The organism is Pseudomonas sp. 31 R 17, from assembly GCF_900004915.1.
GTDB lineage: Bacteria > Pseudomonadota > Gammaproteobacteria > Pseudomonadales > Pseudomonadaceae > Aquipseudomonas > Aquipseudomonas orientalis_A.
Genome location: NZ_CVTN01000040.1, coordinates 42,373 through 62,959 on the forward strand (window position 1 = coordinate 42,373; position 20,587 = coordinate 62,959).

A 20,587-nucleotide genomic window follows, 5' to 3' on the forward strand; every position below is an offset into this window, starting at 1 on the left:
AGTGACGGGCCTTCACGCGACTACCAGGGCTGCCGACCGTGACTTCCAAAAAAACCACCAGTGGGGCCATCGAGACCCAGCAGCGCCATTTTGATAACTGTCGCCGCCCCTTCTTCAGGCGTCAAAATGCCCGAGTTGCCATTGAGGTCGGTCCGCACATGCCCAGGATATCCAGCGCACCGATTTGCTCGGACAGAATCGCTGCTGCTCGATACACACTGTCTTCGACCGCAACGTCGATATCCAGGAGGTCTGCATCAAGCCCGATATTACGCAATTGGGCAACGGCCTGCTCGCCACGGCTCCGATCGCGAGCGCCGATCCAGACAAAGAACCCAGCCTCGGCAAGCCCTTTGGCAATCGCCAGTCCGATGCCTTTATTTGCGCCGGTGACGAGCGCCTGTCGTTTGTTATTCATCGCGATAGTCCTCGAAATATAAAGATGCTCTTCCTTTTGCAAGGCTCTAGGCTGCCAACTTGAAGAGCCCGCCCCCCATACCCGAGCCGCCTCACAAGCCGGGCATGGAGCCGGTTTTCCTGTCAGGAGGTCTGGGCTACCGCATCACTTTGAGCCCCCTGGACGTGGTGCCGTAGGTCGCCGGCAAACCGCAAAGTCACCTCACGACGAGTGAACCGCCATTCCCCATCATGCAGCTCGAACTGGTCGATGTACTTGCCGGCGCAGATAGGCTGCAATGGAAAGCCGTCGAGTTGCTGATGCACGGTGTAGTAACTCGCAGAACTCGCTTTATCGCCCGAAGGACCGACATCAATCAGCACATTGGTGATCGAATGCCACGTGCGGGGCGTAGCATCGGCATGTATCTGTAGGCCCGCCTCGAAGAAACCCAACAGCCCTTCAACCGAAGAGGCCTCGTTGCCAAGCACATGAATCACCGCATGCTGAAGCACCTCGGCGACACCCGAGAAATCTCCGCTATCAAGACGATGGATATAGGTGGCGTGAAGGCGGTGAATGGCGCTCTCGGCGGCGAGACGTGCGAGTATTTCTGGTGAGTAGGTCATGACTCTCTCCGGGGCCTTAGCCCACAAAGGAATGATGTATAGCGGCGGCCATACGTTTGATGCGCTCGGCAGACGACCTTGGCGGCAATCCAATATGGCGTCAGACGAACAATGATTTTGATAAGCGAGTTGTCAGCCTTGTGGCGGGGGACGAAATGGGATCAACCCTGCGGTTAAACCCCGAGGTCCGCAGCGATCCAGTGATCTAGGATTGCGACGCTCCGCCATCCGCGAACAGTTCGACACCGTTGATATAGCTGGCGGCGTCACTGGCCAGGAAGGCCACGGCAGCGCCAATCTCATGAGCTTGGCCGATACGTCCGATGGTGCTTTTTTCACTCAAGGACTCGATCACCGCCTCAGCGTGTTCCGCGAGCATATGACGCAGTGATGGGGTATCCACGGGGCCCGGACTCAAGAGGTTGATACGCACCCCGCTGCCTTTGATATCGAGCGTCCAGCTTCTGACCAGCGTGCGCAGTGCAGCTTTGGTTGCACCGTATACGCTCAGGCCAGGACCGGGATCAATGGAGGCTGTGGAGCCGATGATGATAATGCTGCTGCCCTTGCCCATGAGCGGCAGCGCTCCCTGAACGGTGAAGGTCACACCCTTGACGTTGGTGTTGAATACGCGGTCGAAGTAGGCCTCTGTGATGCTGCCAAGCGGAGCGATCTCGCCCATACCTGCATTGGCGACGAGCACATCGATTCGACCATGGCGGGTCTTGATTGCATCAAACAGCACAGTGAGGTCGGCTATTACCGAAACGTCCGCGACCACTGCGCTGGCCCGCTCCCCGAGCTTCGATAATGCCTCGTCCAGTTGCTCCTGCCTGCGCCCGGTAATCACCACTGTGGCCCCCTGCTCCGCCAGTTCTTGGGCGATGGCAAGGCCCAATCCCGAGGAGCCTCCGGTGACGAGAACGACTTTGTCTTGAAACTGCATGCTGATGCTCCAGTGAATGCTGAGGAGGAATGAATTTATATAGCGAACACTATATAGCTCTAGAGCATGAAGCAAGATATTTAGTGACCACTATATAAATTCACCGTTCAGCTCAGCACAGTTGCCCCGGCATATAGCGGTCGCTACAATCGCGACCACGCCAACGAGATCAACATGACCGACAAAATCCGCCAACGCCGCCCTGCCTTCGACAGAGAGGCTGGAGTCGCCATCGCCCAAGCCATGTTCCACGAACACGGCTTCGACGCGGTGAGCCTCACCGATCTGGTCGAAGCCATGGATATCAAGCCGCCCAGCTTCTATGCCGCGTATGGCAGCAAGGCTGAGTTGTTCGAGAAGGCCATGCAGCGCTATGCGCGCGAGCACGCTTTACCGTTGGACAAACTGCTAGCGCCGCACCGGCCAGTGCCTGAAGCACTCGCCGCCTTGCTGGTCGCGGCGGCGAAGCAGTATGGAAAGGACATTCTGCGAGGCTGTATGATCACTGAGGGCATGCGCGCGGACGACGAGTTGGCCCGCCAGATGGCGCAAACGTTGGCGGACGGAGGAATCAAAGTAATTCGGGATTATCTTGATCAGGCACTGCCTGAAAAAGCCCAATGCCTTACCGACTACCTTTCGATTACCCTGCGCGGGCTATCTTCTGCGGCGTGTAACGGAATGCCGCGTAAAAGGCTGATCGAGGCCGCGCAGACGGCGGGCCGGTTCATTGCTCATGAGCTGGATAAAGAGCAGCAAATGACCCGTTAGCACACACGCCCACCACAGCGTCCCACATTCCGAGCTCAGCTGTTCTGCCCACCATCCACATTCAGCGTTGCGCCCGTAATGTAGGCCGCATCCGGCCCCACCAAACGCTGGCTGCGTAGTCGCCACATGGGCACGACCATTGCCACGCACCTGGTGATACCGGCACTGGCAGCCTTCAACGCCCACTACCCCAACATCCAGATCGAAATAGATGCCAGCGACCGCACCGCAGACCTGGCAAGCGAAAACATCGACTGTGTCATTCGCGGCGGTGATCTTCGCGACTCCTCCCTGATCGCCCGTCGCTTGGGCAGCGTGGAATTCGTCACCTATGCGGCCCCTGCCTACCTCGCTGCGCGCGAACCGCTCTGCCATCCCTCGCAATTGGAGAACACTCACCCGGTGGTGCGGTACGTATTCCCTTCCTCCGGCAAACACAACCGGGTCGAATTCGTGCGAGGTGACGAGCAGATAGTGATCGACGGCAACTATGTGGCCGTCAACGACAGCAACGGCTACCTGGCCGCCGGGCTTGCAGGGTTGGGCGTGCTCCATACGTTACGCTTCATGGTCCAGTCTCATCTGGATTCAGGCGAACTGGTTCCCGTGCTGGAAGACTGGTGGGCGCGCGCCAATACCCTTTCGGTGGTGTACATGCCCAATCGGCATCTGAGCGTGCGAGTGCGGGCATTTGTCGATTGGCTGGTCGAATGTTTTGCGACGCACCCGCAAGTGATGGCTTGAATGACACCGGCAACGCGTGGCCTCACGTGTTGCCCTCTCATCGCAACGGTCAGTAACCAACCCCGCGCACGCCGCCCGAAGCGCGAATGGACTCTCCGGTGATCCAATGCGAATCCTCGGATGCGAGGAAGACGGCAAGCGCAGCGATATCTTCCGGCTCACCAAAGCGCCCTAGCGGCGTTCCTGCCAGCAGCTTCTCGCCCAATTCTCCCGCAAAGTTACCGTGGGTACCTGGCGTATTGGTATGCCCTGGCAGGATGGAATTGACCCGGATGCCCCGTACGCCCAACTCGCGCGCCAAAGCAAAGGTCAAGGTATCGACGGCCCCCTTGGTGGCCGAGTAGACGCTGGAGGCCAGGTAGGGGTCGGTGCTGAGGATGGAACTGATATTGATGATGCTCCCACTCGCTCCTAGCAGCTTGACCGCCTCGCGCACTGCCAGCAGATAGCCCAGCACGTTGAGATTGAACTGTTTGTGGAAGGCCTCTTCGGTGAGGTCATCGATCATCTGGAACACCGCCAAGCCCGCGTTGTTGACGAGAATATCCAGGGTTCCATGCTCAGCCCTTACGGTATCGAACAGACGCACGACATCGGCGCCTATACTCATATCGGCCTGTAAGGCATAGGCGCTGCCTCCCTGCTCGGTGATGTGTGCGACTACGGCCCCGGCCTCGATCTGGCTGGATGCGTAATTGACGATGACTGTCGCACCCTGAGCGCTGAGTGCCTTGGCAATGCCCGCGCCGATGCCTTTGGAGGCGCCTGTGACTACCGCGATTTTTCCTTCGAGTTTCATGTTTGATTTTCTCTGAGTCAGGGTTCTACTGAAGGCTCGTCGCCACCGGTCTCTGGCCGGAACGCAACGAACTACGTGCCCTAGTATTCGCCCCGCGCCTGCTCCACCGTATGCCGGTTTCTCGCACATCCTTGCCTATTCTTCTCACACGGCTTGCGCTGTCCCGATAACAAGATCATCTTCTCAGCCATGGACAAAGCAATGGCAGAACTGCGCAGCATCGTGATGCGCGCACACGATAAATGGACCGATACGGGATTGCCACGCGTGCAAATGGTCCGCGCCGAGGCATGCGCCGACCAGGTCTATCAGCCCATGCTGCATTTGGTGCTTCAGGGGCAAAAGACGCTGTCGATAGGGGATGCCGTATCTCGATACGTGGCGGGCAGCTATTTTCTGGTACCCGTGGATGTACCCGCGACGGGGCAGATTCACAGTGCCGCCACCGACCAACCCTATCTTGCTGTCAGCCTCACCCTAGATCCGGTGGTGATCTCGACGCTATTGTTTGAAGACCCCAGCACCGCCAAGCCCTCCAGAGGCTCCTGCTTTGAACCTGTGCAGGCACCGGCCGAGATGATCGATGCCTGGTTGCGCATGCTGCGCTTGATGGATCACCCCCATGAGGCTGCGGTTCTGGGTCCCATGGCCGAGCGCGAGATCCTGTTCCGCGCATTGCAGGGCCCCCTGGGCGGGGTGCTGCGAGACGTTGCGCGTCCGGAGGGTCGACTGGCGCAAATCCGACGGGCGACCCTGTGGATCCGCGAACATTACACAGAGCCATTTCGCGTGGAGCCGCTGGCTATGATGGCGGATATGAGCGTGGCGGCCTTCTACCGCCATTTCAAGTCGGTGACCGCCATGACGCCCATCCAATACCAGAAGCGCCTGCGTTTGCTGAGGGCACGCTGGTTGCTGCTGTTCGACACGCGAGATGCCACCTCGATTGCCTACACCGTGGGCTACGAGAGCGCCTCGCAATTCAGCCGCGAATACGCACGGCTTTTTGGTCTGCCGCCGGCGCGCGATGCAGCAAGATTCAAACTGCCGCCCGCGGCCTAGGCAAAACCTGTTTCGTGAAAACGGGGCATCGCACCTAGAGATCGGTGATGATCGTTCCGGGAATGCTCTCGGCGAACCTGTTACCAAAAACGCCTACGGGCGTTGCAAAGCCGGAGCGTCGGTCACCGTCCAGAACGCGCCGCGCCGCCTCGATGGCCGCCAGCGGTGTGTAGGAATATCCGTTTACCGTCTCGATCCTCGAACACACCCTGCTGCCATCTTGCGCTATCACCTCGACCACAGCGCGGGCTCGATGGGCATCACGCTCCTGAGCACTGGGACCATCGGGCAGCAGTGACAAATCACCCTCAGGAAACGCATCACCGGAGATATGCACAAACATCGCGATGTTCGGTATCCGTGTCGTATGCCAACCGGTCACCAAATCGCCGAATGACAACGGCACACACAAGGCCTCGCCGTCACCAAAATCAAAATGGCGTGGCTGGGCGTCCGGGGTCGAGATCAGTACGCCATCGATTCGCGCCAGCACACCCGCGCCGATGATCTCGCCAACGCTCATCGCCGACCCCCGGGACATCGATCCCGGTACCTGGAGTGCGATGCTCAACGCCAGGGGATTCGTGACGCGCTGGGCAACGTGCGCCGCGAGGCTATCAGTGGGAACAACATCCCAGCCAACGCCGGGCAACAGCATCACTCCTGCCGTGGCGGCTTGCATGCTTAATTGCTCGGCCAGCCGATAAATATTGATCTCTGCGGTGATATCCAGATAGTCGACCTTGGCTACGATGCACGCTGCCATCAGAGCTGGAGCCGTATGCGCAAAGGGCCCTGCGAAGTTCAGCAGCACACTGATGCCCGACAGCGAACGCGCAGCATCGGCGTCTGCCTCGAACACGCGATAAGGCACTTCAAGCTGATCGGCGAAATCGACCAGAGCCTGGCGATTGCGACCGCCTATTTCGAAAGGCAGACCCAGTGCCTTGGCCCGATGGGCAGCCATGCGGCCGGTATAGCCCGTGGCGCCATAAATCAGAAGTGTGTTCATTGGACGTGCTGCCAGTTCTTGAAGACGAATTCCAAGCTGTACCCGTCCGGGTCCAGCACATTGGCGGCGTAATAATCGGGATCGTAGTGCAAACGCGCGCCAGGTGCGCCGTTGTCGTCACCGCCATTGTTTAGCGCCGCACCATAGGCGGCTTCAACCTCGGCCTTACTGTGTGCGACGAACCCCACATGCAGCGCCCGCCCTTCGACGACGCCATTGCGCAACCAGAAGAACATCCGCCCATTGGCGCCAAACCCCTTCAGGTCAGGATGCCCGGGCGGGCCATCCGAGCCGTCGTAGTCCAATCGAGCTGTGATGCCCAACGGCGCGAGCGCCGCTTCGTAAAAAGCTATAGAGCGTGCAATGTCGCTGACCGACAGGAAAATATGATCCAGCATGGTGACACCTCTCAGATAATGTAGCCGCCAGCGACTTCGATGCTTTGAGCGTTGATCCAGGCGCCTTCTTGCGACAGCAGCATGGCGATGACCCGTGCAACATCTTCGGGCTCACCCACCCGGCCAAGTGCCGTCTGCCCGGCCAGCAGGTCTTCGAACTCATCGTTGAGCCCACCGCCCAACTCGGTACGAATCGCACCTGGGGAAACCGCATTGGCGCGGATACGGCGCTCGCCGAACTCCTTGGCCATGTACCGGGTGAGCACCTCCAGCCCGCCCTTGAAGGCTGCATAAGGCGCTACCCCGGCGGTGGCCACGCGGGTCGTGGCGCTGGTCAGATTGACAATGCTGGCGTGCTCACCCAGCAGTGGCAGCAACGCCTGAGTCAGGAAGAATGGCCCTTTGAGGTGAACATTAAAGAGGCCGTCAAACTGCGCCTCGGTGACTGACTCCAGCGGATTGAGCAGACCGTAGCCCGCGTTGTTCACCAAGCCTGCGAGCACTGTCGTGCCCCAGACTTCCTGAATGACCGTGGTCACAGTGCTGCGAAAACCCTGGAAGCTGGAAACGTCGGCAACATCGAGTTTGAGCGCAACGGCTTTACCGCCCGCCTGCTCGATGCGCTGCACGACCGCCTGCGCAGCCTCTGGGTGAGCGTTGTAGGTGAGGATGACGCCCATGCCGCGTTGCGCTACGTGTTCCGCTGCACTGGCACCTATACCGCGGCTGCCACCTGTGATGACGATTACGCTCATGATCATGCTCCGCTGCTCGTTGAATGAGCCTCCACGGTAAGGGACTGGGGCTTGATGAGCGCGACGGTTCCTGCTTCAAACTTGCCTGTTTCTGCTTTTCGCTTGCACTGCGCACCAAAGCCACGTCAGCATGCCCGGCATGAACAGCCAACTGAATGAACTGCGCACCCTCGCCGCCAAGGCCGAAAACCGTCGCACCGAGACGGGCATCCCGCGCGTGGCGATGGTCCAGGGCAAGATCCCGGAGCACATGCTCGCTGCGGTCTACGACCCGATGATCAACCTGATTTTGCGGGGCAGTAAAACCATGACGGTGGGCGACCGTACGTTGCGGTACGACCCGGCCACCTATTTCGTCATGTCCATCGAGTTACCAGCTGTGGGGGCTGTCTACCCTGCCGTCACCGGCGAGCCATACCTGGCGATCAGCTTGACACTCGATCCCATGGTGCTTTCGACACTGCTGGCGGACCTGCCCAAACCTGCCGGGCGACACGATCACGATCCAGGCTTTTCGGTCGCCGCTACCACACCCGAATTGATGGACGCCTGGGTGCGGATGCTGCGCTTGATGGGCAAGCCTGACGACATCGCGGCACTCGCCCCTGCGTATGAGCGCGAGATTCTGTTTCGCGTGCTGCAAGGGCCTCATGGCTGGATGTTGCGAGAGATCGCGGCGCCCGACACGGCCATGGCCAGGGTAAACCAGGCCATCCAATGGATTCGCCGTGACTACGCCGAACCCATCAGGGTCGAGAGCCTGGCGCAGCGAGCGGCTATGAGCGTCTCGGCGTTCCATCGTCATTTCAAGGCAGTGACTACGTTAAGCCCCTTGCAATATCAAAAGCGCGTACGCCTGCTGCAAGCGCGCATGCTGATCATCGCCAGTGCCAAAAGCGTCACGTCGGCGGCATTCGAGGTTGGTTATGAAAGCGCGACCCAATTCAGTCGAGATTACGCACGAGTGTTCGGATTACCTCCAGCGAGGGACGCGGGGAGAATCCTGGAAGCGACAAAGACCTAGGATCACTGCGAATGCAGTTGTGGCTTCCTAGGTGACAACCATACCCGCCACGTTGGGGGAATTAACCCAGTGGAATTTGCGAATGTGTAGCAACGGGGATAGAAGACGTTGAACGCCCTGCTTAAAGGTCATACACATGCCCAAGAGGCTGCTATCGGCCAAAAGCGGCCATTGCGCCGATCTAGCAAGCCAGGGGCGATTCACCTTAATTTCAAGCTTGGTCAGACGCTCGTTCTTCTCACTTATTGCTTGACTCATTGCGATTGATCAGGCCTGTTAACGCGGCCTCTTGCGCCATTGATAAGGAAATTATGAAGCCTCTTTACCTGTGTTCAGTTCTGTTGCTTGCGGGCTGCGCCGCAGCGCCGAAATACCTTGTGCCTGCGGGGGCGCCCCAGGCGATGATCCGCAGCGAGTTGGTCTCTATGGAAAATTATCGAAACGGCGTGACTCTGGTTCAAGCGCCTGCCATCGGCTGCAAATACGGCAGAACCGTGGCGACTGAGTCCGGGATGGGGAAGCAGTTGGTTTCCGTTTATAAGAATGTCTCGACGCCGGAGGGTTTTTTTCCTGTTGAAGCCGGCACGCCGCTGCACCTGGAAATGCGCGGCGCGGCCAATGCCAATCGCTCTTGCAGCGTAGCATTTGTCAGCGAATTTGCGCCGGGCGCACGTTATGTAATCAAGGGAGGGATTGTCGACGTCCCGGGCTCGCTGAGCCGTTGTTACATTGAAATATTCAATATCGATTCGGGCGTACGCGTGCCCACGGCCGGTGAGCCGAAAATAGAACGTACTTGTGCGTTGGACCGGTTACCGACGCTCTAGGGAAAAGACGGGTCAGGCTACCAGCGTAAAAGCGGGGTTATATTTGACGTGTGATCTGACCCCGGTTTTATGCTGTTATTCTGATTGGCAATCCGGCGTGTAAATAAGATGCTATACGGCATTGAGTCACAGGAATGTCGGCTAATTGATAGTTAGGGAAAGCTGAGTATGCGTCGCTTAAAAGCCAACGGGTTTGTGTTTATCAGCATTGCTATATTCTGTTCCGGCTGCACATCTTATTCGTCCCAGCCGACAATCAACGAACCCGCTGAACCCGACACACAAGAAATCATCTCCAGCTTCAGTTACGCAATAAACTCCCCATGGAAAGACAGTCGCTTCGGCAAGGACGCATATGCAGCGACGCTCAAAGTTATTCCCGATGCACAGGATGCGGGCTCCAGTTTTGCCGCCTCGACCCTGCCGGCATTAGAAATAAAGATATCGGAGTTCTCATCTGGCGGCGCTTGCGGACAAGATTACTTGACGGCCCTGAGTCTGGGTTTGATCCCCAGTTGGTGTACTCGGACAGACCTTTTCAAGTTTGATTTTATATTGAATAAGGATCGGCGCTTTTGCAGGCAGAAAACCTACTCGATAAACTCCACGTCGTTTTCACATCTCACGATGATTCCACTTGCACTATTCAATACGGACAATCAGCCATTGACGCTCTATCAGGCGGCGCTTAAAGATTTTCTTCGGGTAGGTCAATGTGCGACGCGTTGAGATGCATGTCAACAGGCTTATTTTGCGGCTACGAGGGACTCATTCCAGGCGTTGGGACCTTCGAATTTATCTCCGGTGAGCGGCACCTTTTGGCCCGATAGCTGCCGCTCACAGATGATCGCTTTCGACCCTAAGCAGTCAGTCTTGCTCAGCTTGAATAAGGCCGCAAGAAACGGATAGTAGTGCTGTACGAATTCCAGCCTGATACGACTCCAACCAATAGGAGTTTAACCATGGCAATTCGTATAACTGGCCTTTCCCCCGAGCCATTCCAGTCACTGTTTGGGTTGCCCGACAAAGAGCTAGCCTCTCTCGGGATAAAGCGTTACATCGTTGACAGAAACCCAGGCTTTCCTGACCGTATCGAAATAAAGGATGCAGAGCTAGGTCAGAGTGTGCTTTTACTCAACCATCTCTCTCAACCAGCCGAGACGCCATACCGTGCCTCACACGCTATCTTCATACGAGAGTGGGCCACGCAAGCTTATGACACAGTCGACCAGATACCCCAGTCTATGCGAATCCGTCTGTTATCACTTCGCGCATTCGCTGATGATGGGATGATGCTCAATGCCGACGTCGTTGATGGAATAGCAATGGAGTCAGTTGTTACTCGGATGTTTGCCGACCCAGAGGTTAGTTACATTCACGTTCACAATGCCAAGCAGGGTTGTTACTCCGGGAGAATAGATAGGGCTTAGTCGCCGCAGTCTTGGTGGCTAGTTCTTTTTTTACTTTTCTGGTCCCTATTGGCCGAAAACTGAATGTCTGCGTGGAACAGGCGAACTTGAAAGATCGATAGCGAGTTGGTACGTTTCGGTCTCCTTGCTGATGGTTGCCCGAGAATGGAAAACGATTCGTCGTTGCAGATCGAACGCGCCGCTTATGAGGAGTTCGCGCGGTTGTGGAGCCTGGGAAGCTTCGAGCAGCAGCGACTAGGCCAAGCGTTCTATAACCACTTCAAATTGCACAAACTCACTGATCAGGCTGCATTGCGCAGCCTTTATGAGGCAGACGGCGAGAAAGCGTCGGGCTTGATCTTGAGGCTTTTTCATCTAGAGTGAGTGACAGCTATCGGCCAGAAGCGGACGTCCAGCCCACCACTTTATTCAGGGAGAAGCTGCCAACAGGAAGGCAATCTTGAAAAGGATATAAACTCGTCTGGCGGTGTCCCAGACGTCAACATACGGAAATAGATTCGTGCAGATTCATATTATCTACACCCGAACAATCATGTTGCTCTCCAAGCATCCTTACCAATCATGGAGAGAAATTCAAAATCAGTACCCTGATTACATGACTTCGCTCGGCCCTTGGGAAGAAGATACGGTCATCGAATACCTTGCAGATGAATACCCAGAACTTTCCCCGCATCCGCAAGAGCAAGTCAATGCGTTCATAGCGGATACTCAAGAGGCAAGAGTGCTTACTTTTGCCGCGTAAATCGTCTTAGCGAGCATTCTCAGAAGCTCGCCCTCGACGTCCGCTTTGTGTCGAAAGGCGTCTTTCGGTAACGACATTGGGACCTCGCTACGCCGAAAGCCGCCCTTCATCTCCACTCCAAACAACAGAATATCTCCAGGGGAAACACAATAAAAATTCCTAACGCCGCCGGTCGAACTCCCCTCAAGAACCGCTCTACCACGCCGATGACACGGTTAATAGCTTGCGCGGCCACAGCCGCCAACCTCTACCGCAGACAGGGAAGTTTGGACGTCTTTCACGCCCAACCCGGCGCACCTCAATCCTGTCATGAGTATCAACCCATGCTGCAAAAATCCCTGAGAGCTCAAATCCTCACGCTGCTGAGCGCCAGCCTGCTGGCGATATTGCTGATTGCCTTGGCCTGCTTTCATTTTCTGTCCAACGGCGTGCAAAACTACGCCAACCTGATCGAAGGTCCGCTGCATACTTCGCAATTGATCGATGAGGCCAACTTGCAGTTCAAGGTGCAGGTTCAGGAGTGGAAAAACGTATTGCTACGGGGCAAGCAGCCGGCGGACCTGGATAAATACTGGAAGCAATTCGAAGACCGTCAGCGCGACGTACAGGGGATCCTCGGCGAGCTGGCCGGCCAGAAGGGCCTGGACGGCCAACTCAAGGCCCGCATCGAACGCCTGCGTGACGAACACCGTCAGTTGGGCAGCGCATACCAGAAAGGTCGCGATGCCTATATCGCCGCCGGGGCGGACCCCACCGCAGGCGACGCCGCCGTCAAAGGTGTTGACCGCGCCACCAGCGATCAGATGAGCGAACTGGTCAGTGAACTGCGTAAGCAGGGCATCGAGCAATCGGCGCTGATCAGCGCAGCAGCCGATCGCACGGTGATGGTGGGGACTACCGTGATGCTCGCCTCGGGGCTGTTGATCGGCCTGTTGAGCCTTTGGTTGATCAACCGTAACCTGGTTGACCCCATCCGCAAGCTGATCGACTACGTGGAGCAACTGAGCCGAGGCAAATTTGCCGAACGCGTGGTCAGCTCCCGTGAAGACGAGTTAGGCAAACTGGCCATGGCCGCCAACACCCTGCGCGATTTTCTTGCCGAAACCTTCAGCCGCCTGCAGCGCAGCGCCAATGACCTGGACAGCGCCAGTGGCGAGCTGAGTGCCATCGCCGGCCTCATCGCCAGCGGCACCAACGAGCAGTTCAACCGTACCGATCAAGTGGCGACGGCGATGAACGAAATGTCCGCCACCGCCCAGGAAGTGGCACGTCATGCGGCCGATGCCGCACGGGCTGCCGATGATGCCGACCAGTCCGCGCAGCAGGGCGAAAAAGTCATGAGCAACACCATTCACACCATCACCCAGATGCGTGGCGAGATCGTCAACACCGCCACCGTGATCCGTCGTCTGGAAACCGACAGTGGTCGCATCAGCAAGGTGCTGGAGGTCATTCGCGGCATCGCCGAGCAGACTAACTTGCTGGCACTGAACGCGGCGATCGAAGCGGCCCGTGCAGGTGACGCCGGACGCGGTTTTGCGGTAGTCGCAGACGAGGTGCGTAGCCTGGCTCAGCGTACGGCGACATCGATCATCGAGATCAACCAGATTATCCAGACCGTGCAAACCGGCGCGGAAGACGCGGCCAAGGCGATTGAAAGCGGCCAGACGCGCAGTGAAGAAAGTGTCGCGCAAGTGAATCAGGCCGGCGCCATGCTGGAGCGCATCACCCATGCGGTGGAAGCCATTCGCGACATGAACCGTCAGATTGCTACCGCCGCGGAAGAGCAAACCTCTGTGGCCGAAGACATCTCGCGCAACCTCACCGAAATCACTTCGATTGCCAGTACCAACCTGGACAATGTGCAGCGCACTGAAGCGGCAAGCCACAACCTTCACGGGTTGTCCGGGCAGTTGAATGAAGTGACGGCACGCCTGAGTGCCTAGCCGGTCCGTTCGGGGCTTGCGAGAGGAAAACCGGGGTCAGACTACCGTTAAGATAATGCGAGCCCGGCCCCGGTATCCCAAGGCGCAGGCGCTAATCCCCCAGCAGGCATGAAGGAAAGCCAGTGACCACGGAAATCGAAAAATACCTGCAGATCAACGCCGAGATCGAGCAAACCTACAAACAAGCGCTGCGCAGCAAACGCCAGCAAACTCGGGCAGGCAAGGATGCCCGGCTCGACAGGGCCTACTTCTGGTTTGCCCTGGTCGGGCCGTCGATTCTGGCCATACCGCTGACCGTTATCGGTAAATGGACTCACACCTACTGGTTGTACAACGTGAGTGCGGGGCTGATCGCGCTATCTTACCTGGCGATGTTTTTCTACCCGTTGCTGGGGGTGTTGCTGTACCGCGACTCGCTGAAAAAAGTGTTCACCGCGCCCTTCGCCAATTTGCTGGAATTGAACGTCAAAACCCTGATGCAGGTGGAGGCCCGTTATTTACCGGAACTGGCAACCCTCTCGCGCGAGACGCTGAAACTGGGTGCGCTGGAACTGAAAAGCGAGCGCGACAGCCTGGAAAAGCGCACGCATATGGTGACGGGCGCGCTGGAGAAGGTTGGTATTATTCCGGGCTTGCTGGCGCTCGTCGGTGCCCTTTTAAGCCTGGACGATATACTTGTCAGGGTCGGCATTGCTGAGCGTACGGCGTGGTTATTGGCGATACCGGCGATCTATACCTTTTTCTTCGTGATGTGCTGTTACGTGCAATTCATGATTGTGCGCTACGAGCGCATGATCGCCCTCACCGAACTGGCCCTGGACTGCAAGGACCGGCAAACAACCTGAGCGTTGCCTTGAGGCGGGGCCCTGGTGGCGGAAAAACCGGCAGCAGGACCGTCGTACCTTCAGCCCTTCAACTCGCCGGCACGATTGCTCGCCGCATCATCGTAGGCCACGTACAACGACTCGGCGATCTGGCTTTTGATGGCCTTGGTGGACTCCAGGCCCAACACAAACCCTTCGGCCTTGCCGCCGGCGCGGTTGAGTTCTTCGTGAGTGGACGCGCCGGTGATGGCGTCGAGGAGTTTGGCGGCGTGCGGGCCTACGCCTTTGGGCAGGGAGATTTGGTCGATGGACATGGCGGTACCTTTAAGAATGAGGTCGGTAGCGCGTGTAACCACTGCCGGGGCGAGCATGGTAAACCGGCTGGCGAAGAAAGGGGCTGCTTTCGGCTAATGCCAGCCAGTTAAGGCTTTTTGTAGGAGCGAGGGGGCGCCTGGCTCTTGCTTGCGAAAAACTCACAGGCACCGCGTTCATTCAGGAAACACGCGTTATCGTTGACGTTTTTCGCGAGCAAGCTCGCTCCTACAGAGGGCGGTGTTCGCTTAACTGAATGGCATTAGCCGCTTTCGGCCCTAGAAATGCGCCAGCGCAGCGTCACGGCTGGCAATCACTTCGCAGCTGTTCAAGCATTATCCTGGCTGCCGGACTTCCATTTGAAGCATCAACTTCTTTTTCAAGCAGGTACATGTTGATGCCTTCCCCGACCAACTTATCGACTACCTCGGAGTACTGCATAGCATTAGCCATAGGGCTGCTCAGATAAAGCGCATGGTACTTGAACTGGTCTCGAATAGTTTCACACCACCCACGCTGCGCCCTTAAATCGTCAACTTCTAAAACTTCCTCCGCCGAAAAGATCAAATAGGCGACGTAGTTTTCGTACTGCTCAAGGTCCGCGCCGGCTTTGAAACTATTAAATTTAGGGTCATTGAACGGATAAGAGGCGGCCGAAAACTTCGGATGGGATAACGCCGTACTCAAGTACTCTCTGTATATGGACTTGGCAGCAGCGACTCTTGATTCATTCAGTTGATTATAGGCAACGCCTGCCGCCGCCACGGCAACCAGAAACGTTAACAGCGATGAAATGCCTGATACATCGGAGTATTTACCCAAACGCAGTTTACGCACCACAAAAACACCGAAAACCACAGCCGCTATGCAAATTGCAATTACCATGACACGCCTTAAATGAGGTTTGGAAAGTGTAAAAACCTGGTACCGCAATCGTGACGATCTCAGTCGTCGAGACTCCACCCACGCCGCTCATACATCGCCCTCTCCGTCTCCTCCGTCGCCCGCTCCCCCTTGTACGCCAACTGGGTCACCAAAAACCGATCCTTGATGTCCGTCAGATCCGACGGGGCATAGGTTCTGAGCATCGGCGCCAGGTCGATGGATTTGGCGAAGTTTTCGTTGGTCACGCTGTAGTAGCCCATGACACTGCCGGACCAGGGCGAGCCCGCGTCCGTCATGTCGATGGTGGCGTCGCGGTAGGCCACGGCGGCAGTTTTCAGCTCGGCGGAGCCGTTGAGCAGAACGGTGAGGCGTTTGATATTCTCTTCGCCTAGCTGACCGGCCTTGTCGAGCACTTTCAGGCGGCCGTCGGCTTCGACGGTAAAGCCGTAATCGGTTGCGGCCAGGTCAGGTGCGGTGCTGGCCAACGTTGATTCGAATGCGGTGAAGGCGCTTTTCAGCACGGCTTGTGCACCATTGAAACGCTCGGCAAAGCGCGGAAACTCAGGGGATTCGGAGCGGCCGATCCAGGTGTCGATCACCTGCGGCGGTTCACGCAGGGTTTGGGCGGCTTCGCTGGGATGATAAATAGCCGCCGGGCCGGCGTTTGCCAAGGCCTGACCGGCGGCCTCGGACGGCGCCTTGGGCGTGAGTGTCTGCTCGGAAGGCACAAGGCGCGTATTGGTGGGGGCTAAATAGGCAGCGCTGACGGAAAGTGCCATTTCTATCGGTCCATGATTGGCGGGTTCATGGAGGTTATCGACGCGAGGGGCTCAATCTTTAGGCCCGCTCGGGCCAGCAAGCCTTACTCTTGCACACTGCGTATCAGCGTGCCGAACAGGTCCCCGCGCGGCATCTTGTCCAGTGGGATGTCGGCGTCCTCGAACCAGGCCTGCCCGGCTTCCGGATGGGGACCGCTGAGCACCACCACGCCCTTTTTATAGGTGTAACGCGCGGCCGCCACGTCGCCGTTCTGGTAGGTCGCCAGGGTGGTATACGCGGAGGTCGAGGTGGCCTTGGGGAAGTACGGGCCATCCTGGTAGAACACCGTATCCGGCTTGCCGTCCCAGGTGACGCGTACGGCGGCGTCTTCGATGCCGCTCACTTCAAAGCCTGGCCGGCCTGCTTCGCTGTCGAGGTCCTGGGTAATCAAGCCGAGGTTGTTGTCATCGGCCAGGTAAGCGCCCATGCACAACCCCAGGTATCGCCCGCCCCCGGCGACGTAATCGCGGATGGCATCGGCGCGCGCGTCGCCCAGGCTGTCCAGCGCGGCCGGGATGTCCTGGCCGCCCCCCGGTTGAACGTAGAGGTCGTAGCGCGCGAGGGTTTGCGGGGTGATGTCGACCGGTTCATCGGCGCCGACAAAATCGATCTGGTAATGCGGGTCCAGGCGCAGCAGCGCCGCCTTGACGTTTTGCGAACAATCGGCACAGCCTGCCGGGCCCCGGTAGATGGCCACATGGGTGATCGGCGTGGCGGCGTGCGCCTGGGCGGCGGCGAAAACGAGAAGCGTGGCGGCGATAGCGTGCAGGTTCATGGGAATGCGCTCTGTAGCAGATGGGATTCGCGTACCACAGCCTAAATCGAATAGCCCGCGAAAACCGTTAACAGTTGTAACCAACCGCCGTTGAAATGCCCCTTACCCAGCCGCCTGCGACAACGGCCGCGCCACCTGTTCCAGGGCCTTGCGCTCAGCCGCCACGCCCCAGATCGCCTGCACCACCGCTGCGATGAGCATCAGCGCCGCGCCGATCAGGTAGCCGATCAACAGGCTGCTTCGCTGCTGCGTCTGGATCAACTCGCCAAACAACGTCGGCCCGATGATCCCGCCCAGCCCCGTGCCGAACGCGTAGAACACCGCTATCGCCAGCGCGCGTATCTCCAGGGGAAAGGTCTCCGCCACGGTCAGGTACGCCGAACTCGCCGCTGCCGAGGCGAAGAAGAAAATCACCATCCAGGCGATGGCTTGCTCGGTCACGTCGAACCAGCCTTGCTGGAAGGCATAGCCGCTGAGCGCCAGCAACACGCCGGAGGTGGCATAGGTAAAGCTGATCATCACGCGCCGACCGATCACGTCGAACAGCCGGCCGAGCAGCAGCGGCCCGCAGAAGTTGCCAAGGGCCAGAGGCAGCACGTACCAGCCGACGTGCTCGGCAGGCACCTGGTAGAAGTCGGTGAGCACCAGCGCGTAGGTGAAAAAGATCGCGTTGTAGAAAAATGCCTGGGCGGTGAGCAGGGTCATGCCGACCAGGGCGCGGCGCCGAAAGCTGACGAAAAGGGTGTGGAAAATTTCCGCCAATGGCGTGTGGTCACGGGCATGCAGGCGCAGCGGCGGACTGGTGACGGGTGCCAGCGCATGGCCCTGTTCGCGCAGGCGCGCCTCGATGCCGTCGACGATGCGCTGTGCTTCGGCGTGGCGGCCGTGGATCAACAACCAGCGCGGGCTTTCCGGCAACCACAGGCGCATCACCAGGATGACCAGGCCCAACGCGGCACCGATGCCGAAGCACAGGCGCCAGCCGAGGTCGCCGCCGACGATCTGCGGGTCGAGCAGCACGATGGCGCCGCCGGCACCGAGGGCGGCGCCCAGCCAGAAGGTGCCGTTGATGGTCAGGTCGACCCAGCCGCGATAGCGTGCCGGGGTGAATTCCTGGATGGTCGAGTTGATCGCCGTGTATTCGCCGCCGATGCCCATGCCGGTGAGGAAGCGGAACAGCAGAAAGCTTTCCAGGTTGAAGGAAAACGCCGTGGCGGCGGTGGCGCCCACATAGAGCCACAGGGTGATGAAGAACAGTTTGCGCCGGCCCAGGCGGTCAGTGAGCCAACCGAACAGCAGCGCACCCAACACCGCGCCGGCGATGTAGACGCCACCAGCGAAGCCGATGTCGACGTTGCTGAAATTCAAGCCCGTGCTGCTTTTCAGCGCTCCGGACACTGAACCCGCCAGGGTCACTTCAAGACCGTCGAGCAGCCAGGTAATGCCCAGGGCGAACACCAGCAAGGTGTGGAAGCGGCCCCAGGGCAGGCGGTCCAGGCGTGCGGGCAGGTCGGTTTCGAACAGCGCGCCAGGGGTGGTGGAGTGTGGTTGGGTCATTGTCACATCCGTCATGTGCAGTCCCTCGTCAGTTATGAGTGAGTCTTTTGAGGGGGAGTTCAACGGGGTTGCGCTGAACGAAGGGGCGATTGGCGGAGTCGCACTATCAGGCCCCGGCAAGGAACCCACTGATGCCTCTGAACCCTACTGCTTTCGCACTGCTGTTGAGCCTGGCCGCCGGTACGGCGCTCGCCTCCCAGGAACCCCTGCGCCTGGAACAGCTGAAACGCTGCGGTGACCTGCTGGATAACCAACAGCAGGACTGGTGCCTGCGCGTGCGCGGCATGGGCGATACCACCGCGCAATTGAAACTGGGCGGCAAGGTGCTGCCGCAAGATGCTGTGCAGCGCGACGGCGACCACCTGCGCCTGCGCCTGGACAGCCGCCGCTACCAGAGCGGCCCGCTGTGGCTCGAAGACGGCCCGCGCGCCAGCAACGCCGCCTGGCTGAGCCTGCGCAACAGCCAGGTAGTGGCCGCCGGGCCCAGCGAAGTGGCGAAGAACATGGACGGCCTGACCACCTATGTCGATCTGGTCAGCGTACTGATCGAAGAGGACCAGAATGGCCGCCAGGAAGCCGAGCGTCTGGCGCGCAAATACGGGGCAACGGTGGTGGGCAGTATCGCGCCGCTGAACGTTTTTCAACTGCGCCTGCCCGCCACCGACCTGATCCAGCGCGACGCCCTGGTGCTGCGCTTGGGCAGCGAGACCAGCGTCGATGCGGTGGTCATCGAAGAGTCCGCCGCCGAAGAAGCCGAGCAGGCCGCCCCTCGCCGTGAGGCGCCGAAGAAGCCGGCGCCCGACTCCGATGAATGGGCCGCCAACCGCTTTCTCGATGCGGTGGCCTATTACCAGCGACGCATCCCGGGCCAGCACACGCCCATCGTGCCGCAACCGGTGCGCATCGGGGTGATCGAGCGTGGCGTGGATTTCGACACGGCGGATTTCGCTGACTACCTGGGCGCCTGCGCGCCCCAGCGCACCTGCGTCTACGCGGGCGATACGGGTTCGGCGCACAGCCATGGCACCACCGTCGCCGGCATCCTCGCGGCAGGCTGGAATAACGGCGGCAATACCGGCTTTTTGCGTGGCCTGGACAAGGCCGGCGGGGGCTTTGAGGTGATTGTCGAGCGCAACTCCGATGCCGGAATCACCGCCAACATCGCCGCATCAGTCAACCTCGTGGAGGACGGCGTGCGCGTGCTCAACTGGAGCTGGGGCGTTCATCGCGTCGGCACCAAGGACGTCAACGGCCATGACGTCGACTCGCTGGTGCGTTCAGGAATAGCCATGAGCGGCTACGAAGAACTGCTCGAAGAGTTCTTCCTGTGGCTGCGCAAGGAACACCCCGACGTGATCGTGGTGAACTCCGCCGGTAACGGTTCGGCCTTCTCGGGCAGCGACGAGTACCGCCTGCCCTCCTCCTTCGTCACCGAGCAATTGCTGGTGGTGGGTGGGCACCAGCGCAATGAGCGCAACGACGTTGCCGTTGATGATCCCGCCTACGCCGTCACGCGCAGCTCTTCGAACGTGGACATGCGCGTCGACATCACCGCCGCCGCCTGCGCTCACGCTTCAACAAAAGGCGCCGACCAGGAAGGCGCCGTGCATTGCGGCACCTCCTACGCCACGCCGATGGTCGCCGGCCTGCTGGCGGCGATGCTGTCGATCAACCCGCAGTTGCAGCCCGAACAGCTGCGCATGCTGTTGCGCCGCAGCGCCCTGGCGATCGGCGATAACCACGACTTCGAACGCAGCGACGCCCAGGACCTCACGGCACCGATCCTGCCGTCGGAGCGCAATTACCAGCTCAATGACGAGGACGTGGGGCGCTCGGCGCGGCTGGATATGCAAAAGGCGCTGGACCTGGCGGTGCAGAGTCGTACGCGGGTGCGGTAGTGGCGCGCGGCGACATAATCGATAGTTTCGTCGCC

24 protein-coding genes are annotated in these 20,587 nt (G+C 59.0%); 12 read left to right on the forward strand and 12 right to left on the reverse strand.

Annotated elements, in window-relative coordinates:
- Window positions 1–121 precede the first annotated feature (121 nt).
- The 3 genes from BFP89_RS03595 to BFP89_RS03605 all read right to left on the reverse strand — a co-directional run bounded on the left by BFP89_RS03595 (window position 122) and on the right by BFP89_RS03605 (window position 1,972).
- Window positions 122–418 carry an SDR family NAD(P)-dependent oxidoreductase gene (locus BFP89_RS03595; RefSeq protein ID WP_065884157.1) on the reverse strand — a complete coding sequence of 99 codons (297 nt, stop codon included), beginning with the start codon at window positions 416–418 and terminating at the stop codon, window positions 122–124.
- Between the two features lie 122 nt (window positions 419–540).
- The gene (locus BFP89_RS03600; RefSeq protein ID WP_065884159.1) at window positions 541–1,026 is read right to left on the reverse strand and encodes a nuclear transport factor 2 family protein; all 486 of its coding nucleotides are present in this window, start codon (window positions 1,024–1,026) and stop codon (window positions 541–543) included.
- A gap of 205 nt (window positions 1,027–1,231) precedes the next feature.
- Window positions 1,232–1,972, reverse strand: coding sequence for an SDR family NAD(P)-dependent oxidoreductase (locus BFP89_RS03605; protein ID WP_065884161.1), 741 nt, complete (start codon window positions 1,970–1,972; stop codon window positions 1,232–1,234).
- 174 nt (window positions 1,973–2,146) lie between these two features.
- Here BFP89_RS03605 and BFP89_RS03610 point away from each other — a divergent pair, with 174 nt between their 5' ends.
- Window positions 2,147–2,743: a TetR/AcrR family transcriptional regulator gene (locus tag BFP89_RS03610; protein ID WP_065884163.1), complete on the forward strand. Its 597-nt coding sequence runs from the start codon at window positions 2,147–2,149 to the stop codon at window positions 2,741–2,743.
- Between the two features lie 126 nt (window positions 2,744–2,869).
- On the forward strand, window positions 2,870–3,487 hold the full coding sequence (locus BFP89_RS03615) for a LysR substrate-binding domain-containing protein (protein ID WP_083208007.1): 618 nt from the start codon (window positions 2,870–2,872) through the stop codon (window positions 3,485–3,487).
- A 49-nt stretch (window positions 3,488–3,536) separates the two neighbouring features.
- On the opposite strand, the gene BFP89_RS03620 is transcribed toward BFP89_RS03615, so the two are convergent.
- The gene (locus BFP89_RS03620) at window positions 3,537–4,286 is read right to left on the reverse strand and encodes a glucose 1-dehydrogenase (protein ID WP_065884166.1); all 750 of its coding nucleotides are present in this window, start codon (window positions 4,284–4,286) and stop codon (window positions 3,537–3,539) included.
- 201 nt (window positions 4,287–4,487) lie between these two features.
- Between BFP89_RS03620 and BFP89_RS03625 the strand changes: the two genes are divergently transcribed.
- Window positions 4,488–5,348 carry an AraC family transcriptional regulator gene (locus BFP89_RS03625; RefSeq protein WP_083208008.1) on the forward strand — a complete coding sequence of 287 codons (861 nt, stop codon included), beginning with the start codon at window positions 4,488–4,490 and terminating at the stop codon, window positions 5,346–5,348.
- Between the two features lie 34 nt (window positions 5,349–5,382).
- On the opposite strand, the gene BFP89_RS03630 is transcribed toward BFP89_RS03625, so the two are convergent.
- Genes BFP89_RS03630 through BFP89_RS03640 form a run of 3 tightly spaced genes read right to left on the reverse strand, consistent with a single transcriptional unit; the run spans window position 5,383 to window position 7,513 of the window.
- Window positions 5,383–6,360 (reverse strand): saccharopine dehydrogenase family protein, encoded by a 978-nt coding sequence (locus BFP89_RS03630; protein ID WP_065884169.1) that lies wholly within the window; start codon window positions 6,358–6,360, stop codon window positions 5,383–5,385.
- Window positions 6,357–6,758 (reverse strand): VOC family protein, encoded by a 402-nt coding sequence (locus tag BFP89_RS03635; RefSeq protein WP_065884171.1) that lies wholly within the window; start codon window positions 6,756–6,758, stop codon window positions 6,357–6,359. Before BFP89_RS03635 ends, BFP89_RS03630 begins: the two co-directional genes overlap by 4 nt.
- Window positions 6,759–6,769: 11 nt before the next feature.
- Window positions 6,770–7,513, reverse strand: a complete 744-nt coding sequence (locus tag BFP89_RS03640; RefSeq protein WP_065884211.1) for an SDR family NAD(P)-dependent oxidoreductase — start codon at window positions 7,511–7,513, stop codon at window positions 6,770–6,772.
- Window positions 7,514–7,652: 139 nt separating this feature from the next.
- Between BFP89_RS03640 and BFP89_RS03645 the strand changes: the two genes are divergently transcribed.
- The 8 genes from BFP89_RS03645 to BFP89_RS03680 all read left to right on the forward strand — a co-directional run bounded on the left by BFP89_RS03645 (window position 7,653) and on the right by BFP89_RS03680 (window position 14,327).
- On the forward strand, window positions 7,653–8,537 hold the full coding sequence (locus BFP89_RS03645) for an AraC family transcriptional regulator (RefSeq protein ID WP_065884212.1): 885 nt from the start codon (window positions 7,653–7,655) through the stop codon (window positions 8,535–8,537).
- A 311-nt stretch (window positions 8,538–8,848) separates the two neighbouring features.
- Window positions 8,849–9,364 carry a hypothetical protein gene (locus BFP89_RS03655; protein WP_065884175.1) on the forward strand — a complete coding sequence of 172 codons (516 nt, stop codon included), beginning with the start codon at window positions 8,849–8,851 and terminating at the stop codon, window positions 9,362–9,364.
- A 168-nt stretch (window positions 9,365–9,532) separates the two neighbouring features.
- Window positions 9,533–10,093, forward strand: coding sequence for a hypothetical protein (locus BFP89_RS03660; protein ID WP_065884177.1), 561 nt, complete (start codon window positions 9,533–9,535; stop codon window positions 10,091–10,093).
- A gap of 233 nt (window positions 10,094–10,326) precedes the next feature.
- Window positions 10,327–10,794, forward strand: a complete 468-nt coding sequence (locus tag BFP89_RS03665; protein ID WP_065884179.1) for a DUF1203 domain-containing protein — start codon at window positions 10,327–10,329, stop codon at window positions 10,792–10,794.
- A gap of 144 nt (window positions 10,795–10,938) precedes the next feature.
- Window positions 10,939–11,157 (forward strand): hypothetical protein, encoded by a 219-nt coding sequence (locus BFP89_RS03670; RefSeq protein WP_057725804.1) that lies wholly within the window; start codon window positions 10,939–10,941, stop codon window positions 11,155–11,157.
- Between the two features lie 136 nt (window positions 11,158–11,293).
- Complete coding sequence (locus BFP89_RS27010) at window positions 11,294–11,536, forward strand: hypothetical protein (RefSeq protein WP_083208009.1); 243 nt, start codon at window positions 11,294–11,296, stop codon at window positions 11,534–11,536.
- Window positions 11,537–11,859: 323 nt separating this feature from the next.
- The gene (locus BFP89_RS03675; RefSeq protein WP_065884181.1) at window positions 11,860–13,482 is read left to right on the forward strand and encodes a methyl-accepting chemotaxis protein; all 1,623 of its coding nucleotides are present in this window, start codon (window positions 11,860–11,862) and stop codon (window positions 13,480–13,482) included.
- Window positions 13,483–13,604: 122 nt separating this feature from the next.
- On the forward strand, window positions 13,605–14,327 hold the full coding sequence (locus BFP89_RS03680) for a hypothetical protein (RefSeq protein WP_065884183.1): 723 nt from the start codon (window positions 13,605–13,607) through the stop codon (window positions 14,325–14,327).
- A 59-nt stretch (window positions 14,328–14,386) separates the two neighbouring features.
- Here the strand turns inward: BFP89_RS03680 and BFP89_RS03685 are convergent, their stop codons facing one another.
- The 5 genes from BFP89_RS03685 to BFP89_RS03705 form a co-directional block, all read right to left on the reverse strand.
- Complete coding sequence (locus BFP89_RS03685) at window positions 14,387–14,620, reverse strand: hypothetical protein (protein WP_034136025.1); 234 nt, start codon at window positions 14,618–14,620, stop codon at window positions 14,387–14,389.
- Between the two features lie 298 nt (window positions 14,621–14,918).
- The gene (locus BFP89_RS03690) at window positions 14,919–15,503 is read right to left on the reverse strand and encodes a hypothetical protein (protein WP_065884185.1); all 585 of its coding nucleotides are present in this window, start codon (window positions 15,501–15,503) and stop codon (window positions 14,919–14,921) included.
- Window positions 15,504–15,562: 59 nt separating this feature from the next.
- Entirely contained in the window at window positions 15,563–16,282 is a 720-nt protein-coding gene (locus BFP89_RS03695; RefSeq protein ID WP_065884187.1) for a hypothetical protein, read from the reverse strand.
- Window positions 16,283–16,365: 83 nt separating this feature from the next.
- Entirely contained in the window at window positions 16,366–17,097 is a 732-nt protein-coding gene (locus tag BFP89_RS03700) for a BPL-N domain-containing protein (RefSeq protein ID WP_065884189.1), read from the reverse strand.
- Window positions 17,098–17,199: 102 nt separating this feature from the next.
- A complete protein-coding gene (locus tag BFP89_RS03705) occupies window positions 17,200–18,654 on the reverse strand; it encodes an MFS transporter (RefSeq protein WP_065884192.1) in 1,455 nt (484 codons plus the stop codon).
- A gap of 131 nt (window positions 18,655–18,785) precedes the next feature.
- On the opposite strand from BFP89_RS03705, the gene BFP89_RS03710 reads away from it, so the two are divergent.
- Complete coding sequence (locus BFP89_RS03710) at window positions 18,786–20,552, forward strand: S8/S53 family peptidase (protein ID WP_065884195.1); 1,767 nt, start codon at window positions 18,786–18,788, stop codon at window positions 20,550–20,552.
- The last annotated feature ends 35 nt before the right edge of the window (window positions 20,553–20,587 follow it).

What these genes read in the sequence shown, in the direction of transcription:
- BFP89_RS03595 (WP_065884157.1), bottom strand. Translation starts at nt 418, where the DNA reads ATGAATAACAAACGACAGGCGCTCGTCACCGGCGCAAATAAAGGCATC.
- BFP89_RS03690 (WP_065884185.1), bottom strand. Translation starts at nt 15,503, where the DNA reads ATGGTAATTGCAATTTGCATAGCGGCTGTGGTTTTCGGTGTTTTTGTG.
- BFP89_RS03700 (WP_065884189.1), bottom strand. Translation starts at nt 17,097, where the DNA reads ATGAACCTGCACGCTATCGCCGCCACGCTTCTCGTTTTCGCCGCCGCC.
- BFP89_RS03600 (WP_065884159.1), bottom strand. Translation starts at nt 1,026, where the DNA reads ATGACCTACTCACCAGAAATACTCGCACGTCTCGCCGCCGAGAGCGCC.
- BFP89_RS03630 (WP_065884169.1), bottom strand. Translation starts at nt 6,360, where the DNA reads ATGAACACACTTCTGATTTATGGCGCCACGGGCTATACCGGCCGCATG.
- BFP89_RS03665 (WP_065884179.1), top strand. Translation starts at nt 10,327, where the DNA reads ATGGCAATTCGTATAACTGGCCTTTCCCCCGAGCCATTCCAGTCACTG.
- BFP89_RS03615 (WP_083208007.1), top strand. Translation starts at nt 2,870, where the DNA reads ATGGGCACGACCATTGCCACGCACCTGGTGATACCGGCACTGGCAGCC.
- BFP89_RS03620 (WP_065884166.1), bottom strand. Translation starts at nt 4,286, where the DNA reads ATGAAACTCGAAGGAAAAATCGCGGTAGTCACAGGCGCCTCCAAAGGC.
- BFP89_RS03655 (WP_065884175.1), top strand. Translation starts at nt 8,849, where the DNA reads ATGAAGCCTCTTTACCTGTGTTCAGTTCTGTTGCTTGCGGGCTGCGCC.
- BFP89_RS03635 (WP_065884171.1), bottom strand. Translation starts at nt 6,758, where the DNA reads ATGCTGGATCATATTTTCCTGTCGGTCAGCGACATTGCACGCTCTATA.
- BFP89_RS03670 (WP_057725804.1), top strand. Translation starts at nt 10,939, where the DNA reads ATGGAAAACGATTCGTCGTTGCAGATCGAACGCGCCGCTTATGAGGAG.
- BFP89_RS03695 (WP_065884187.1), bottom strand. Translation starts at nt 16,282, where the DNA reads ATGGCACTTTCCGTCAGCGCTGCCTATTTAGCCCCCACCAATACGCGC.
- BFP89_RS03685 (WP_034136025.1), bottom strand. Translation starts at nt 14,620, where the DNA reads ATGTCCATCGACCAAATCTCCCTGCCCAAAGGCGTAGGCCCGCACGCC.
- BFP89_RS03705 (WP_065884192.1), bottom strand. Translation starts at nt 18,654, where the DNA reads ATGACCCAACCACACTCCACCACCCCTGGCGCGCTGTTCGAAACCGAC.
- BFP89_RS03645 (WP_065884212.1), top strand. Translation starts at nt 7,653, where the DNA reads ATGAACAGCCAACTGAATGAACTGCGCACCCTCGCCGCCAAGGCCGAA.
- BFP89_RS03660 (WP_065884177.1), top strand. Translation starts at nt 9,533, where the DNA reads ATGCGTCGCTTAAAAGCCAACGGGTTTGTGTTTATCAGCATTGCTATA.
- BFP89_RS03625 (WP_083208008.1), top strand. Translation starts at nt 4,488, where the DNA reads ATGGCAGAACTGCGCAGCATCGTGATGCGCGCACACGATAAATGGACC.
- BFP89_RS03605 (WP_065884161.1), bottom strand. Translation starts at nt 1,972, where the DNA reads ATGCAGTTTCAAGACAAAGTCGTTCTCGTCACCGGAGGCTCCTCGGGA.
- BFP89_RS03675 (WP_065884181.1), top strand. Translation starts at nt 11,860, where the DNA reads ATGCTGCAAAAATCCCTGAGAGCTCAAATCCTCACGCTGCTGAGCGCC.
- BFP89_RS03610 (WP_065884163.1), top strand. Translation starts at nt 2,147, where the DNA reads ATGACCGACAAAATCCGCCAACGCCGCCCTGCCTTCGACAGAGAGGCT.
- BFP89_RS03710 (WP_065884195.1), top strand. Translation starts at nt 18,786, where the DNA reads ATGCCTCTGAACCCTACTGCTTTCGCACTGCTGTTGAGCCTGGCCGCC.
- BFP89_RS03640 (WP_065884211.1), bottom strand. Translation starts at nt 7,513, where the DNA reads ATGAGCGTAATCGTCATCACAGGTGGCAGCCGCGGTATAGGTGCCAGT.